The 16294-nt window shown below is 68.7% G+C and carries 13 protein-coding genes; 10 read left to right on the top strand and 3 right to left on the bottom strand.

Annotation, left to right across the window (positions count from 1 at the left end):
• The first annotated feature begins 38 nt into the window (after positions 1 to 38).
• The 6 genes from ASD37_RS11215 to ASD37_RS11190 all read left to right on the top strand — a co-directional run bounded on the left by ASD37_RS11215 (position 39) and on the right by ASD37_RS11190 (position 7757).
• Entirely contained in the window at positions 39 to 1511 is a 1473-nt protein-coding gene (locus tag ASD37_RS11215) for an amidase (protein ID WP_056551093.1), read from the top strand.
• 13 nt (positions 1512 to 1524) lie between these two features.
• Positions 1525 to 2991 (top strand): phospholipase D-like domain-containing protein, encoded by a 1467-nt coding sequence (locus ASD37_RS11210; protein ID WP_056551092.1) that lies wholly within the window; start codon positions 1525 to 1527, stop codon positions 2989 to 2991.
• Positions 2992 to 3025: 34 nt separating this feature from the next.
• Complete coding sequence (locus ASD37_RS11205; protein WP_056552988.1) at positions 3026 to 5290, top strand: glycoside hydrolase family 3 C-terminal domain-containing protein; 2265 nt, start codon at positions 3026 to 3028, stop codon at positions 5288 to 5290.
• A gap of 113 nt (positions 5291 to 5403) precedes the next feature.
• On the top strand, positions 5404 to 5652 hold the full coding sequence (locus ASD37_RS11200; protein ID WP_056551091.1) for a hypothetical protein: 249 nt from the start codon (positions 5404 to 5406) through the stop codon (positions 5650 to 5652).
• Between the two features lie 9 nt (positions 5653 to 5661).
• Positions 5662 to 6870: a cupin domain-containing protein gene (locus ASD37_RS11195; protein WP_056551090.1), complete on the top strand. Its 1209-nt coding sequence runs from the start codon at positions 5662 to 5664 to the stop codon at positions 6868 to 6870.
• Positions 6867 to 7757, top strand: a complete 891-nt coding sequence (locus ASD37_RS11190; RefSeq protein WP_056551089.1) for a sucrase ferredoxin — start codon at positions 6867 to 6869, stop codon at positions 7755 to 7757. Before ASD37_RS11195 ends, ASD37_RS11190 begins: the two co-directional genes overlap by 4 nt.
• On the opposite strand, the gene ASD37_RS11185 is transcribed toward ASD37_RS11190, so the two are convergent.
• From ASD37_RS11185 to phoU, 3 genes are all read right to left on the bottom strand, one after another.
• Positions 7729 to 8037: a hypothetical protein gene (locus ASD37_RS11185; protein ID WP_056551088.1), complete on the bottom strand. Its 309-nt coding sequence runs from the start codon at positions 8035 to 8037 to the stop codon at positions 7729 to 7731. The two genes, ASD37_RS11190 and ASD37_RS11185, sit on opposite strands and share 29 nt — an antisense overlap.
• A gap of 17 nt (positions 8038 to 8054) precedes the next feature.
• Positions 8055 to 8648 (bottom strand): hypothetical protein, encoded by a 594-nt coding sequence (locus ASD37_RS11180; protein ID WP_056551087.1) that lies wholly within the window; start codon positions 8646 to 8648, stop codon positions 8055 to 8057.
• A gap of 207 nt (positions 8649 to 8855) precedes the next feature.
• A complete protein-coding gene (phoU, locus tag ASD37_RS11175) occupies positions 8856 to 9506 on the bottom strand; it encodes a phosphate signaling complex protein PhoU (protein ID WP_056551086.1) in 651 nt (216 codons plus the stop codon).
• A gap of 143 nt (positions 9507 to 9649) precedes the next feature.
• Here phoU and ASD37_RS11170 point away from each other — a divergent pair, with 143 nt between their 5' ends.
• The 4 genes from ASD37_RS11170 to ASD37_RS11155 form a co-directional block, all read left to right on the top strand.
• Positions 9650 to 11023: an MFS transporter gene (locus ASD37_RS11170; RefSeq protein WP_056551085.1), complete on the top strand. Its 1374-nt coding sequence runs from the start codon at positions 9650 to 9652 to the stop codon at positions 11021 to 11023.
• A gap of 180 nt (positions 11024 to 11203) precedes the next feature.
• Positions 11204 to 12343: a cellulase family glycosylhydrolase gene (locus tag ASD37_RS11165; RefSeq protein WP_056551084.1), complete on the top strand. Its 1140-nt coding sequence runs from the start codon at positions 11204 to 11206 to the stop codon at positions 12341 to 12343.
• Between the two features lie 172 nt (positions 12344 to 12515).
• Complete coding sequence (locus ASD37_RS11160) at positions 12516 to 14744, top strand: PE-PPE domain-containing protein (RefSeq protein WP_056551083.1); 2229 nt, start codon at positions 12516 to 12518, stop codon at positions 14742 to 14744.
• Positions 14745 to 15179: 435 nt separating this feature from the next.
• Positions 15180 to 16294 (top strand): DUF222 domain-containing protein (locus tag ASD37_RS11155; RefSeq protein ID WP_056551082.1); only part of this gene is annotated, 1115 nt, incomplete at its 3' end.

The following is a 16294-nucleotide window of genomic DNA, read 5'->3' as shown; positions in this document are numbered from 1 at the left end:
CGGGGTCCGGCCCGGTTCGTCGAGTTCTACAGTGAGGCATGAATTTCGAGGAGTACCGCGGCTACGACGCCACCGGCCTTGCCCACCTCGTCGCCAGCAGGGAGGTGTCGGCGGCCGAGTTGCTCGAGCTGGCGCGTGACAGGGCAGCGGCGGTCAACCCGAGGATCAACGCGATCGTCCGCGACGTACCGGCAACGCCGACAAGCGATCTCGTCGGTCCGTTCGCCGGTGTCCCGTTCCTCGTCAAGGACCTGGCTCAGGACTATGCGGGCCTGCCGACCTCGTCGGGGTCGCGTGCGCTCACGTCGACTCCCGTTGCGCAGCACGCGACGATCGTCCAGCGGTGGGTCGACGCCGGGCTGGTCATCTTCGGCAAGACCAACACCCCTGAATTCGGCGCCAAGGGCGTCACCGAGCCCGCGGTGTGGGGGCCGGCGCGCAATCCATGGGATCTGGGGCGGACGCCCGGCGGATCCTCCGGCGGGTCGGCCGCCGCGGTTGCCGCGGGCATCGTGCCGTGTGCGGGCGCCAACGACGGCGGCGGGTCGATCCGCATTCCGGCGGCTTGCTGCGGGCTCGTCGGCTTGAAACCGGGCCGCGGACTGACGCCCTCGGGTCCGGCGAGCAGTGAGCCCATGCACGGCGCCGCCGTCCAGGGCGTGGTCTCCCGCACGGTCCGCGACACCGCAGGAATGCTCGACGTCATCAGCGGCGGTGAGTCGTCCGGACCCTACGTGCCAGGACTGCCCACCTCGCCGTTCGCGCAGTGCGTCGGCGAGGATCCGGGACGGCTGCGGATCGGCGTGCACGTACCGTCGTCGATCAACCCGTCGCCCCACCCCGAGGCATTCGCGGCGGTCGACGCCACCGTCCGCGCCCTGACCGACCTCGGTCACGACGTCGTCGAACTGACCACGGCGCCATACGACGACGCGGTACTGGCCAAGGACTTCCTGCTCACCTGGTTCGTCCACGTCGCGTGGGACGTCGCCGAGGCCAAGCGGCTGACGGGTGCGGGTGACGAGTCCTTCGAGCGGGACACGCTCATCATGGCGGCCCTCGGCCGCGCGACCGGCGGCGTCGACTACGTGGCCGCCGTCGAACGACGACACCAGCACACCCGCCGGCTGACGGACTTCTTCGACACCCATGACCTGCTGCTGACGCCCACCTTGGCGACCCCTCCGCCCAGGATCGGCGAATTCGACCTTCCGGTGGCGTTGCAACGCAGCGCCGACGTGCTTCTCAAGACGCGCACCGCCCGGCTGTTGCGCTACACCAAGATCGTCGACGACATGGTGGACAAGAACCTCGGCTGGGTGCCCTATACGCAGCTCGCGAATCTCACTGGGCGACCGGCTATTTCACTGCCCCTTCACCAGACGGCAGACGGGCTGCCGCTTGGCGTCCAGTTCGTCGCACCCCTGGCGGGTGAGGCTTTGCTGATCCGGCTGGCCGCCCAACTCGAGCAAGCGTTGCCATGGGCTGACCGCGTGGCGCCCTCGGTGTGATAGACACGGCGCTATGTCAGCGCCGCGCGTGACCGGCGACCGCCTGCTGGTGCCGGGGGAGACGTGCTGGCGCCTCGAGCGTGCCGAGCAGTTCGCCTTCATCGTGGATGCGGCCGATTACTTCCGCCACACCAAGGCGGCGATGCTGCGTGCCAAGCACCGCATCCTGCTCATCGGGTGGGACTTCGACGCCAGGACGGTGTTCGAACCCGGCGGCAAGACGCTGCCCGGGTACAACGAGCTGGGGCCGTTCCTCCGGTCGTTGGTCCGCAAGCGGTCCTCGCTCGAGGTGCACGTCCTGCGATCGAATCTGAGGTTGCTGCCTGCCTTCGAAGGGCTGTGGGCGGGCGTCACCCCCGTCTCGGTGATGAACCGCTTCAGCAGTGAGCGCATGCACTTCGCCATCGACGGCGCGCACCCCACGGGTGCCGTTCACCACCAGAAGATCGTCGTGGTCGACGACGCCGTGGCCTTCTGCGGTGGCATCGACTTCACCGTGGACCGGTGGGACACCCCGGAACACCTCGACGAGAACAGGCTCCGGCGCGCGCTCGGGGAGCCCCACGGGCCCCGGCACGAGGTGGCGGCCGCGGTGAACGGCGCCGCGGCGCGGGCGCTCGGCGACGTCGCCCGCGACCGCTGGTTCACCGCGACCGGGCAATCTCTCGAGCCGGTCGAGTCCACCAGGGACGTCTGGCCCGGCGCGCTGGCACCCACGCTGCACGACGTCGACGTCGCCATCGCGCGCACCATGCCCCGGCTCGGCGACGGTGCCGAGATACGCGAGGTTGAGGCGCTGAACCTCGCGGGGATGGCGGCCGCGCGCGAGACCATCTATCTGGAGAACCAGTACCTCGCGTCGCGGACATTGGTCGACGCCCTCGCTGCGCGACTGCGCGAGAAGGCCGGTCCGGAGATCGTGATCGTGATTCCGCGCAAGTCAGAGAGCCCGCTCGAGGAGCGCTCGATGGACAGCGCCCGCTACCGCATGCTGAAGAGGTTGTGGGCGGCCGACCTGCACGACCGGCTCGGGGTTTACTGGCCGGTGACCGACGGTGGCACCCCCGTGTACGTGCACGCGAAGGTCATGGCGGTCGACGACCGACTCTTCCGCGTCGGCTCGTCGAACCTCAACAACCGCTCGCTGGGCTTCGACAGCGAATGTGACGTGGCGGTAGAAGCGGTTGGCCCAGACGATTCGGACGTCGCCCGGACGGTCGTGACGCTGCGCAACGCGCTCGTCTGCGAGCACCTCGGCGTCGAGGTCGAGGATTTCGAGCGGGAGCACGCCGAACGCGGGTCCTTCCTCGCTGCCGTCGAGGCGCTGCGCGGTTCGGGCCGCACCCTGCTTCGGTTCACACCCGAGACGGTCGCCGACGAGCGCAGCCTGTGGGCCGAGAACGACCTGATGGATCCCGATCGGGTGCCCGAGTCCTTCGCCAGGAGCGTGGCGAGGTGGCTCGGCGGCTTCGTCGACTGACGGGGTCCACGGGCCGGCAGGCACCATGGACGGCATGACGACCCCACCCCTGGCCCGACTGTCCCTAGAGGAGAAGGCGTCGCTGCTCAGCGGCGCTGACTTCTGGCACACCGTGGCGCTCGAGGGCCATGGCGTTCCCTCGATCATGCTCACCGACGGTCCGCACGGCCTGCGCAAGCAGCGTGGGTCGGGCGATCATTTGGGGCTCGGCGACAGCGTGCCCGCCACCTGCTTCCCGCCCGCCGTCGCCATGGGCTCGTCGTGGGACGTCGAACTCGTCCGGCGCGTCGGTGAGGCGATCGGCGCCGAGGCGGCCGTCGAGGACGTCGCCGTGGTGCTCGGGCCGGGCGTGAACATCAAGCGATCGCCGCTGTGCGGGCGTAACTTCGAGTACTTCTCGGAGGACCCCGTCGTCGCCGGGGTGCTCGGCGCGGCCATGGTCGACGGCGTCCAGAGTCGTGGCGTCGGTGCGTCGCTCAAGCACTTCGCGGCCAACAACCAGGAGACCGACCGGATGCGCGTCAGCGCCGACGTCGACCCACGGCCGCTGCGCGAGATCTATCTGCGTGCCTTTCAACGCGTCGTCGAGGACGCCCGCCCGTGGACGGTGATGTGCTCCTACAACCGCGTCAACGGCGTGTACGCCTCGGAGGACCGGTGGCTGCTGACCACGGTGCTGCGGGAGGAGTGGGGTTTCGACGGGGTGGTGGTGTCGGACTGGGGTGCGGTCGACGACCGCGTCCGGGCGCTGGCCGCGGGCCTTGATCTGGAGATGCCGGGGTCGCGCGGCAGGACCAACGCCCAACTGGTGGCGGCGGTCGCCGACGGATCGCTGGCCGCGGACGTGGTCGACGCCGCGGCCGGTCGCGTGCTGGCGCTTGTCGACCGGACCAGGGGAGCCGTCGAGCAGTCCGCTTCGCTCGACGTCGACGCCCACCACGCCCTGGCGCGGGAGGCGGCGGGGCGTTCCATCGTCCTGCTGAAGAACGACGGCGGCCTGCTGCCGCTGGCGAAGGACGCCGACATCGCCGTGATCGGCGCCTTCGCCGCCGAACCGCGGTACCAGGGCGCCGGCTCGTCGATGATCAGCCCCACCCGGCTGGACAACGCGCTCGACGAAATACGGTCGCTGGCAACCGGATCGGTGACCTACGCCGCCGGTTTCAGCACCGCGGTCGACGTCTCTGAGGCCGAGTCGGCGGGCTTGCGGGACGAGGCGGTTGCCGCGGCGGCCGGTGCCGACGTCGCCGTCGTCTTCCTGGGCCTGCCCGCCCGGCTGGAGTCCGAGGGCTACGACCGCGACGACGTCGACCTCCCAGCCGCGCAACTTGCCGTCCTTCAGGCCGTCGTCGACGCCAACCCCAACGTCGTCGTCGTGCTGTCCAACGGCGGCGTCGTCGCACTGCCCTTCGCCGCCGGTGTGCCTGCGATCCTCGAGGGGTGGCTGCTTGGCCAGGCGGGCGGCGGAGCCACCGCCGACGTCCTCTTCGGTGTGGTCAACCCGTCGGCCAAGCTGTCGGAGACCATTCCGCTGCGGTTCGCGGACAACCCCGCCTACCTGGACTTCCCCGGCGAGTTCTCTCACGTGCGCTACGGCGAGGGGCTGTTCGTGGGGTACCGCTGGTATGACGCCCGTGATCTCGACGTCGCCTATCCCTTCGGTCATGGGTTGTCCTACAGCATCTTTGAGTACGGACCGGCGTCCGCGTCGACCCTGGCCGACGGAGACGTCGACGTCCGAGTCGAGGTGACCAACACCGGGTCGGTGGCCGGCCGCGAGGTGGTCCAGCTCTACTCGTCGCTGTCCGCGGCCGTCACGCAGCGCCCTCCGCGCGAGCTGAAGGCGTTCGCCTCCGTCGCACTCGAGGCGGGCGAGACGCGCGAGGTGACCCTGCGGGTGCGGCGAAAGGACCTGGCGTACTGGGACGTTCGCGTCGAGTCCTGGATCGTCGAAGGTGGCACCTACATTCTGGAGGTCGCCGCCTCCAGTCGCGACGTCCGCGCGACGGTGCCGGTCGAGGTCGCCGGCGACCCCGTGACCCTGCCGCTGTCGCGCGCGTCGTCGATCGGCGAGGTGCTGGCCGATCCCGTCGCCGGCCCGATCCTGCAGGCCGCGGTCACCGAGATGATGGGTGGCGCACCGGATGCCGCGACTCTGATGCCCGAGGGCGTCGACCTGCAGAAGATGCTCGACTCGTTCCCGATCGGCCGGGTCGGAATGTTCGCCGCCGACGTCGACCCCGCCATGATCGACGCGCTCCTCGCCGCGCGGCCGTCCGACGGGACACCCGGCGGTTAGGCCAGCCGTACCTTCGGTTTACGAACCTCGCCGGTGGGCAACCCGCAGTCACCGCGACGTAGCAGGGCCTACCTGCGCAAGCCCCGATGCGGTTCGATGAAGGAGATGGTTCCATGGCGATCAACGACGACGACATCACGACGACCGGCGCCGGCGGCGAGGGTCCGGCCGACGGTGGCTCCAACCCCGGTGGTCATGACGGTGGTGCGGACGGCAGCGCCGGCGGCGAGGGTCCGGCCGACGGTGGTTCGAACCCCGAGGGCCATGACGGTGGTGCGGACGGCAGCGCCGGTGGCGAGGGTCCGGCCGACGGTGGCTCGAACCCCGATGGTCACGACGGCGGCGCGGACGGCACTGCCTGATTCAGCACCATGCTGAACCGTTGCATCGGCACCGACCCCCAGACGTTCGCCCGCGAACACTGGGGGCGGTTGCCGTTGCTTACCAGGGCGGCGGATCTGCCCCGCGACTTCGACGACCTGCTCTCGACGACCGACGTCGACGAGCTGCTGGCCGAGCGCGGTGTGCGGGCCCCGTTCATCAGGGTGGCCAAAGAGGGCGGGCTGGTGGCGCGGGACGCCTACCTGGGTTCGGCCGGCTTCGGCGCCGAGATGCCCGACCAGGTCGACTCGGCCAAGGTACTTGCCCAGTTCGCTTCTGGCGCAACGATAGTGCTGCAGGGTTTGCACCGGCTGTGGCCGCCGATCATCGACTTCGTCAGAGGCATGGTCGACGACCTGGGTCATCCCGTGCAGGCCAACGCGTACGTGACGCCGCCGCAGAACCGCGGGTTCGACCCGCATTACGACGTCCACGACGTCTTCGTGTTGCAGACCGCAGGCACCAAGCACTGGACCGTCCACGAACCGGTCCACGTCGACCCACTGGCGTCGCAACCGTGGACCGATCATCGGGACGCCATCGCTGAACGCGTCCGGGACGAACCCGTCGTCGACGCCGTGCTCAACCCCGGCGACGCGCTATATCTGCCCCGCGGGTGGATCCATTCTGCTCGCGCGCTTGGCGACACGTCGGTGCACCTGACCATCGGCGTCGCCCCCTTCACCGGGATGGACGTGGTGCGCGCGGTCGTCGACCAGTTGGAGGGCGTTGCCGACTTCCGACGGTCGCTGCCCGCGGCAGTCGACGTCACCGACCAGAGCGAGATGGCCGCCACCGCCACCAAGCTCGTCGCCGAGCTGGCCGATCGGCTGCGCGATCACGTCGACGAGCTCGGCGAGGACGCCGCGACCAGGATGCGGTCGCGATTCGCCGATCGGACCCGGCCCGTCGCGGTCCGCCCGCTTGCCTCGTTGGCGGCGGCGGAACGGGCGGCCACCGTCGCGGTCCGTTGGCGCCACGGCCTGGTCGCCTCGGTTCGTCGCCACGACGGGCGGGTGCACCTGGTTCTGGCCGACCGCACCATCAGCCTCCCCGACGTCTGCGCCGACGCGATCGCCGCGTTGCATGCCGGATTGGTCGCCGACGCCGGTGCGCTGCCCGGGTTGGACGCGGCCGACGGGGAAGTGGTGATCCGTCGACTGCTTCGCGAGGCGGTCGTCGTGCCGGCCGGCGGATGACGCTTCCTGCCGACTGGAGGCCCTGCAGCGACATGTCGCGGGAGCGCGTCGACCCCATGTACGGCACGGCGTCGGCCGGGTCGGCGTGGTTGATGCTCGAATTGTGTGGCGCCTGGGGGCCTTCGGCGTTCATGGACTCGCCGTCGGTGGTCGACCCGGGGCTGGGACGGGCGATCGTGCGTAGGGCGGAGCAGGCGGGGATGCGGATCGCGGCCATCCGGCGGCCGGGCCGCCGGCCTGCGACGCGGCGCTGGCGGTGGTTCGTCGCCCGTTCTCAGCTCGGTGCCGAAGCACTGTTCCACGGCGAGGTGGACGGCCCGGACGGGTACCTGCAGCTGGCGCTCGACGGGTCCGACGGGCACGCGGTCGACGGGCCGTTGGTGGCCGTGTGCGCGCACGGGCGGCACGACCAGTGCTGCGCCGTCCGGGGCCGCGGCGCGGCGGCGGCGATCGCGGCGCAATATCCCGAATCTACTTGGGAATGCTCGCATTTGGGTGGCGACAGGTTCGCGGCCACGATGCTGATCCTGCCCGAGGGGCTGTGCTACGGCCGCGTCGAGTCGACGGACGCCGCCAACCTGGTGACGCTGTACGCGCAGGGGCGGGTGGACAACGGCCTGCTGCGCGGTCGGACGTCGCTACCGCACGTGGTGCAGGCTGCGCAGTACTTCGCTCGCGAGACCTACGGGGACGACCGCGTGCAGGCCTGGGCGCCGGTGCGGTTGGAGCCGGGCGACGGCGCGACGCGTGTGGTACTCGCCGCCGATTCCGGCGCAGTCGAGGTCGTCGTCGGCGAGCAGTTGTCCGAACCGCTGCTGTCTCAGTGCAGCGCAACGATTCCCGGGCGGGTGCGCACCTTCACGTTGGTTTCGACGACGCGGGGCTAAGCACGGCGGCCTCCCACCTGGCCTGCCGCTGCTCGTCGGTCTGCTCCCACCACGGTGTCGTTCCCCGCTCGCCGAGCGCAACCTTGGTGGCCTGCACGCCAGCGCGGGCGGCCCGTTCCTCGTCAGTTCCCTTGGTGCGGCGCACTTCTCTGCGCCACGCCATCAGGATCTTGGTGAGCTCGGCCCGGCGCGCCTCAGGGATCGCGGGATCGGTCGCGCGCCACCGGCGCCCCTTGATGACGAAGTAGTGGCCGTCCTCGGTGACCGCCGGTTCGTTCACCCGATCGAGTCTAGGACTCAACTGCGGCGGTTGGCCCAGCCGTCGTCGCCGTAGGCAAAGAGTTGTAGCGCCCGGTCCCAAGACCTGGCCCGGGAACGGTCGAGCGCCTTGCGGACGGCCAGCCCGACCAGTCCGCAGAAGACCACCGCGAGCAGCCAGACCGACCACCCCGCGCTGGTGGCGTTGACCGACGCGTCGGCCGGTCGAAGGGGTGCGCCGACGACCTTGCCCGCATCGTCGAGCCATACGGTGATCGGCGCGCCGGCGGCGACGGACCCTGGGCTGGCGATCCGTTCGGTGCGTTCGCGGCCACCCTCACTCCACTTGGCGTCGACGTAGAGGGGCGTGCCGAAGTCGGTCGGGGTGGCGGTGCTGGTCACCGCGTGCGCCTGCACGGAGTGGCGGGTCTGCACTTCCTGGTCGACGAACTGCATCGTCGAGTCGTACGCCCGGTCGGCGACGTGCATCGCGACGGGGATGGCCAGCAGGGTCATCAGGAACAGCGCCACGAACGTCAGTGCTTCGAGTCGGTCGCTGGCGCGGGTGAGTGGATTGCGCTGCAACGCGCGAACGTTCCAGCGGAAGTGCTGAGCAAACGATTGGGCGCTCATCGGCGCGGTCCAAGTCGAAGTTCGGCAGTTCTCGTCAACACCTCATCCATGGTGGCACCGGTGCCGGGAGCTGCCAAGTTTTACGGCGTCAGGGCGATGAGCATCACAGCAGGTGAGTGGCGGGCGCCACCGTAGCGCCCACATTGGCGGGGATGTGACCGGGGCCACCGCGACGGGGCGGCACCCCGCCCAGCAAACCCCGTTGGGTCACGTTGTCTCTGGGTTCTCCCCGGTGACCTGGAAGACGATCCGGCGCCCGATCTGAGCGGCGTGGTCGGCGAAGCGCTCGTAGAAGCGTCCGAGCAGGGTGATGTCGACCGCCGCCGCCACCCCGTGGCTCCACCGGTCGTCCATCATCATGGAGAAGAGGTGCCGGTGAAGTTGGTCCATGGCGTCGTCGTCGCGACCGATCTGAGCGGCCTGCTCGGGGTCGCGGGACAACACGACGTCCTTCGCGTTGTTGCCGAGGTCGACGGCGATGCGCCCCATCTCGGCGAAATACCCGTTGACCTCCTCGGGGACCGCGTAATCCGGGTGCCGACGGCGGGCGATCTTCGCGACGTGCAACGCCAGGCCGCCCATCCGTTCGGCGTCGGCCACGTTCTGCATAGAGCTCACCACCACGCGCAGGTCACCGGCGACGGGCGCCTGCAGGGCCAGCAGAAGCAGGGAGGCCTCCTCGGCCTGGGCCTGCATGTGGGTCAGGTGGTCGTGGTCGGTGATGACGTGTTCGGCGAGCGGCAGGTCGGCTTGCAGCAGGGCCTGGGTGGCCCGTTCCATCGCCAGACCGGCGAGGCCGCACATCTCGCTCAACGTCTCGATGAGGGAGTTGAGCTCGCCGTGGAAGTCGTTCCGCATGGTCCATGTACTACCGGACGCGACGCCGGCCCACCCGGGTGGGCCGCATATCGCCGCGCCGACCGCACGCATGACGAACGCAAACGTCGAGCAGGGCCGTCAACATGCGTGCACTCGGCGGGGCAGGCCGTTATCGTCGCCGGATGAGTGAATCGGCCGCGTCACCGAGCACACCCTCCGGCCCCACCCTCGCGCCGACGAGCACCCGACGGGCGGTGCTCAACACCATGAAGGGCTCGGCGGGAAACCTCGTCGAGTGGTACGACGTCTACGTCTACACGGTGTTCGCCACGTACTTCGAGGCCCAGTTCTTCGACAAGGCCGACAAGAACTCGACGCTGTACATCTACGGCATCTTCGCGGTGACCTTCATCATGCGGCCGGTGGGCTCGTGGTTCTTCGGCCGATACGCCGACCGCCGCGGACGCAAGTCGGCGCTGATGCTCAGCATCACGGTGATGTCGGCGTGCGCGTTCGTGGTGGCCGTCATGCCGACGCGGGAGATCATCGGCTGGTGGGCGGCGGTGATCCTGATCCTCGCCCGGTTGGTGCAGGGCTTCGCCACCGGCGGGGAGTACGGGACGTCGGCGACCTACATGTCCGAGGCGGCCACCCCGCATCGGCGCGGCTTCCTGTCGTCGTTCCAGTACGTCACCCTCATCGGCGGTCACGTGCTCGCGCAGTTCACGCTCCTCATCCTGCTGAGCTTCCTCGACGTCGAGACCGTGACGGCGTGGGGCTGGCGCGTCGGCTTCTTCATCGGTGGCATCGCCGCCCTGGTGGTGCTGTGGCTGCGCCGCTCGATGGACGAGTCGCTCAGCGATTCCTACCTCGAGGCGGTCCGGGCCGGCACCGACAAGGCCGCAGGATCGTTGAAGGCGCTGTTCACCACCTACTGGCGACCCCTGCTGCTGGTCTTCCTCATCACCGCGGGCGGCACGGTGGCGTTCTACACCTACACGATCAACGCGCCGGCGATCGTCAAGTCGACCTTCGGCGCCGACCAGGCGCTGACCGCGACGTGGATCAACCTCGCCGGGCTGATCTTCCTGATGCTCCTGCAACCGCTTGGCGGTCTGCTCAGCGACAAGGTCGGTCGCAAGGTGCTGCTGGTGTTCTTCGGCGTCGGCGGCGTGCTGTACACCTACGTGCTGTTGACCTACCTGCCGCAAGCCACGTCACCGCTGCTGGCCTTCGCACTGACGGCGGTCGGGTACGTCATCCTCACCGGGTACACGTCGGTGAACGCCATCGTGAAGGCGGAACTGTTCCCCGCCGAGGTGCGGGCGCTCGGCGTCGGACTGGGCTACGCGCTCGCCAACTCCGCGTTCGGCGGCACCGCGCCCCTGCTGTATCAGGCGGCCAAGGGCTCCGACCGCATCGGCGAGTTCATCGTCTACGTCACCGTCGTCATCGGCGTCAGCCTGGCGGTCTACGTCTTCGCGCTGAAGAACAAGGGGATGACGGTGCTCGACCACGAGCAGGGCAGCGCCTGGACGGTGCCGACCCGCCGCTGAGGAAGGGTGCCTCCGGCGCGGGCTTCACGTACGGTGGGGCGTGGGGAGGGATGCACGACCTCGTGGTCGTGACGTCATCGCCAGGGGTGTTGTGCCACAACGCTTTTCGCCGTCTTCAGAATCGAGGGCCGCAGCTTGGTTGGCGATTCCGTGCCCGGCCCAGGGCAACCCGCACATCGCGTGCTTCACCGCAGGACGGCCCTCAAGATTCCGCTGATACTGGCGGGTGGGGCGGCGCTGACCCAGACGCCCCTGGCGACCGCGGCGGGAGGCGGACGATGGTCGGTCGAGCGGGCCCAGGGTTGGCATCGCGCCCATCGTGGGCTGGTCGGCGCCAACTACATTCCGTCCAACGCGATCAACCAGCTCGAGATGTTCCAGTCTGAGACCTACGACATTCGGCGCATCGACGCCGAGCTCGCCATGGCCCGGCGAATCGGGCTCAACACGATCCGGGTGTTCCTGCACGACCTGCTGTGGACCCAGGACCGCCGCGGATTCCTCCGCCGCCTGATGCAGTTCGTGACCGTCGCGGCGCGGCGTGGCATCAAACCGCTCTTCGTCTTCTTCGACTCCTGCTGGGACCCGCGACCCGCGCTCGGCCCGCAGCGTGCGCCCGCACCAGGAGTGCACAACTCCGGCTGGGTGCAGAGCCCCGGCGCCGAACGCCTCGGCGATCGGAAGTACGTCGGCGTCCTCAAGGAGTACGTCACGGGGGTGATGAACCAGTTCCGCAACGACGACCGCGTGCTGGGGTGGGATCTGTGGAATGAGCCCGACAATCCGGCGACCGTCTATCGCAAGGTCGAGCGGACGGACAAGGACGACCTCGTCGCGGCGCTGCTCCCGCAGGTCTTCCAATGGGCGCGCGAGGTCGACCCGACTCAGCCCCTGACCAGCGGTGTGTGGCAGGGCGAGTGGGCGAACCCCGGCAAACGCAGCACCATCGCGGGCATCCAGCTCGACAACTCCGACGTGACCACCTTTCACTCCTACGCCGAGCCGAGGGGATTCGAGGCGCGGGTCGCCGAGCTGACCCCCCTGCGTCGGCCGATCCTCTGCACCGAGTACCTGGCGCGCTCACTGGGCAGCAGCGTGGAGGGAATCTTGCCCATCGCCCAGCGGCTCGACGTCGGGGCGTTCAACTGGGGTTTGGTTGCGGGCAAGACCCAGACGTTCCTGCCATGGGACTCGTGGGATCGGCCGGACCCCAACCCGAAGGTGTGGTTCAGCGACCTCCTCGGGCCGGACGGGCGGCCGTATCGGGACTCCGAGATCCGCGCGATTCGGCGGCTGACGCCCTTGCTTCGCGCAAAGTAGACGCCACCCACGTTTGCCGATAGCAACGAATTGGCGAATCTGGTCATTACGCCAACGTTAATATTCAGCAACCCTTCTTTCCCTGTGTACTGCGTGTTACCGTGCTCACATATTCCTGTAAAGCTCGGTGAATGGACTGGTCGTGGCATCACAGCATCGGAAACGCACTCACATGGCCACCCGGATCGCCACGGCGGGTATCGCCACCGCAACCGTGACGGCACTAGCAATCAGTGCAGCGCCGCCACCCTTGGCGAATGCCGCATCGACCGCCGGGTCGTCGGGGCTGCCGCCGATGCAGTTGGCGCCTGGCGCCCCTGATCCGGCCTCGATCCCTGATCTCACCTTCGGCTTCGGCGGGCAGACCTACGACTCCTTCCAGGCGCTTGGGGCGGCGCTGGAGACGGCGCTGCTGAACAACGTCAACCTGTCCGGGGTACTGAAGAACCTGGGCTACGACCCGGAAGCCGCCGTCAACGCGGCGTTGGGCAACGCGCTGGTCAACGCGCTGACCGGCGTCACCGTCAACGTCGGCTCGATCCCGGTGCTGGGCCCCATTCTGGACGCTGCGGGCATCACCAACGTCGCCGCGCTGCTCAAGCTGCTCGGCTTCAACCTGCTCGACCCGCTGAACCTGTCCGGCACGGCGCTTGGCGTCAACGTCATCACCGCGGGCCCGCCGTTCAGCCTGTTGAAGTTCCTTGGCATTGACCTGGGTTGGGTGCCCGGGTTCCCCAATTCCGTGGCCGACGAAGTCAACGGCACGCCCTATCTCGGGATCAACTTGGTCAGCGTGCTCAAGGCCATCCCGACCGGCAACCTGAACATCATCGAAAAGGGCACGCTCGATTCCATCATCGGGATCGTGTCGGGACTCCCCGGTGCCGACCAGAGCGTGGTCGACGTCCGGGTTCCGGTCGTCGTCGGCTTCGGACTCGGTGCGTTCGCCGCGGGCATGGCGTACCCGCAGATCGTCAAGGACCTCGCGAACCAACCGGGCGGCGCGAACAACGTCGGCGTCGACCCGCTACTCGGCAGCCTCACCGTCCTTCCGATGATCCTGCTCCGCAACCCCGGTCGCGCCAACGGCGGACTCTTCGCGCGCGCCTACCCGCTGGCCGCGTTGTTCGGCATCGACACCGTCACCCCTGACACCGAGGTGACCAGCAGCTCCGACGGGACCGGACTCGACATCCCGATCGGCCAGACCGGCATCGTGCTCGGTGCGGCGAACCTCATTCCCGTGAAGGTCGACGCCACGGCCGAATACGACCCGCTGTCCGACGTGCCTGCCTGGCCGAACCCGGTATCGCTCCTCAATTCCGGTGCCGCACTTCTCTTCCCGACGTACCTGCTGCGTGGAATCGACGCGGCCAGCCTCACCGAGGTGCTCACCAATCAGCTGACGCCCCAACTCGCCGCGGCGCTCGCCAACACCGCCGGTGGTGAACCACTCGCGTTGAACCTATACGTCACGGTCCCGGTCAACGACGCCCTGCCCCTGCTGGAACCGGTCAAGCTGCCGATCGACCTGATCAACCTCTTCACCGGCGCCAACCTCAACAACCCGCTCGCCACTGCACTCGAGCCAGCGCTGACCACCCTGGTCAACCTCGGCTACACCGACGTCAAGCGCACCGTCGTCGACGGCGTACCGGTCTACGACCGCACCCTCGACCAGGCCAATGTGATCACCCCCTTCGGCACGCTGCCGTCGGGAATCGACTGGGAAAAGGTGCCCGGTGACCTTCTGCTGCAATTGGCAGCGGGTGTCCAGAAGGCGATCGACGACGGGCCGGTCAGCAAGACCCCCGTTGTCAACCCGCTGGCAATCATCGCCAGTCTCCTTGGCCTGAAGGGACTACCGGGTGCCGGCAACGTCCTGAACCCGTTGAACGGCATCGCCGACCTGCCCGCACTCGCGATCGGTGCCGGTACCGCGGGGGCGCAAGGCCTGATGCCACTGGCGGCCCGGTCGCAGACTCCCGCGCCGCCGACGGCGAAGCCGTTGTCCGACAACGGTGTTGCCAAGAGCGATGACGTCAAGACCGACGTCCCCAAGGGCGACGCCAACACCGAAGCCCCAAAGGTCGAAGCCCCAAAGACCGACGTCCCCGAGACCGAGGCCGCCCCGGCCGTCACCACGCCGCCGGTGAAGACCCCACCCGCAAAGTCGACCACCCCCGAGGCGGCGGCCAAGCGAGCGCAGGCCAACGCCGACGCCTCCCTCAAGAGGGCGACCGCGCGGCTGGACAAGATCGCCAAGGACGGCCAGAAGCAGATCCAGAAGGTTCTTGGCGAGGTGCAGGGCAACGTACAGAAGACCGTGAAAACGGTTACCGGGCAAGATAAGCCGACGAACAAGACCGCCGACAAGCCTGGTGACGGTCCCGCTAGCTAGGCTCGCCCTGGATCAGGCGTATCGTCCACCCGCCCTTCAGAACTCGAGCCTGTACCGTCGCTCCGGCCTCGAGCGTGGCGCCGCTTGAATGGATGGCCCGCTAGCTGAACGCTGTGCTCAGCAGCCGCGAATCGATGGGCTGGTGATGGCCGTCGTCGCACCTCCCGATGGGCTGTCGCGGCCTCCGACGGCGCCAGACGCTGAATTGAGTTCGTCGAGGAACTAGGCGGTCAAGGTGTCGAGCTTCGGGAGGGCTGAGCGGAGACCGACAGGCCTTAGGAACTTCTTAAGGAAAACGTCAGAGAGTCTTCAATTTTCGAACGTATGTTCGATGTATGGACGTGGGTGGGGTGCAGGCGGCGGTGACTGCGCTGCGTGCGGCCCATGATGCGGTGGCGGCGTTGTCCTTCGACCNTTCGAACGTATGTTCGATGTATGGACGTGGGTGGGGTGCAGGCGGCGGTGACTGCGCTGCGTGCGGCCCATGATGCGGTGGCGGCGTTGTCCTTCGACCAGCTGACCTCACCCGAGGTGCTCGGCGTGCTCGACGATCTGGAGACGCTGTCGTGTCAGCTTCCCGTGTTGGGGCATCGGTTGTTGACCCGGCTGCAGGCCGAGACGACACCGAAGGCGTTGGGTGCGAAGTCCTGGCGTGAGGTGATGGCCGTGCGGTGGCGGATCTCGCCGAGTGAGGCGGGTCGACGGTTGGAGGAGGCCGGGTTGTTGGCCGCCCGGCAGACGCTGATCGGGGCACCGCTGGACCCGGTGTTGGCGTGCACGGCGATCGCGCAGTCCCACGGTCTGGTCAACCGTGAGCACGTGGCCGTGTTGGCCAATGCGATGAGTCGCATTCCGCCGGCGGTGGACGACACCACCCGCGGGCAGATCGAAGCCGACCTGGTCAGGACGGCGATGAGCGTGGGACCCAAGCAGCTCAAGGACAACGCCGATCGGACCATCTTCTTGCTCGACCAAGACGGCCCGGAACCCGATGACACCGAACGGGCCCGGCGCCGGAGTGCGACCAAGGGGCCGCAGCAGCCCGACGGGATGGTGCGTCTCACGGCGACCCTGACCCCGCAGGCGTGGGCGGTGTTCGAGGCGGTGTTCGCCACGCTGGGGGCGCCGGGGATGTGCAACCCGGACGACGAGCAGCCGTGTGTGTCGGGGACCCCGACCCAGCAGCAGATCGACGACGACCACCGCACGTTGGGCCAGCGTCAGCACGACGCGCTGATGACGGTCGGGCGGCGGATGCTGGACAGCGGTGAGCTGGGTCGGCACAACGGATTGCCGGCCACCATCATCATCAGGACCACCCTGCAGGATTTGGAGAGTCGGGCCGGGGTCGGCGTGACCGGGGGTGGCACGGTGATGCCGATCCGCGACGTGATCGGGTTGGCGGGGCGGGCGAACCTGTTTCTGGCGGTGTTCGACGGGGCGACGGGGTCGGCGCTGAACCTGTTCCGGGCCCGCCGCACCGCGTCGCGGGCGCAGCGGCTGATGCTGATCGCCCGCGACGGTGGGTGCACCAAGCCGGGGTGCACGGT

The sequence above is a fragment of the Mycobacterium sp. Root135 genome (assembly GCF_001426545.1).
GTDB lineage: Bacteria > Actinomycetota > Actinomycetes > Mycobacteriales > Mycobacteriaceae > Mycobacterium.
The sequence above is the reverse complement of the archived record's forward strand: the minus strand, read 5'-3'. Positions and strand labels throughout refer to the sequence as shown.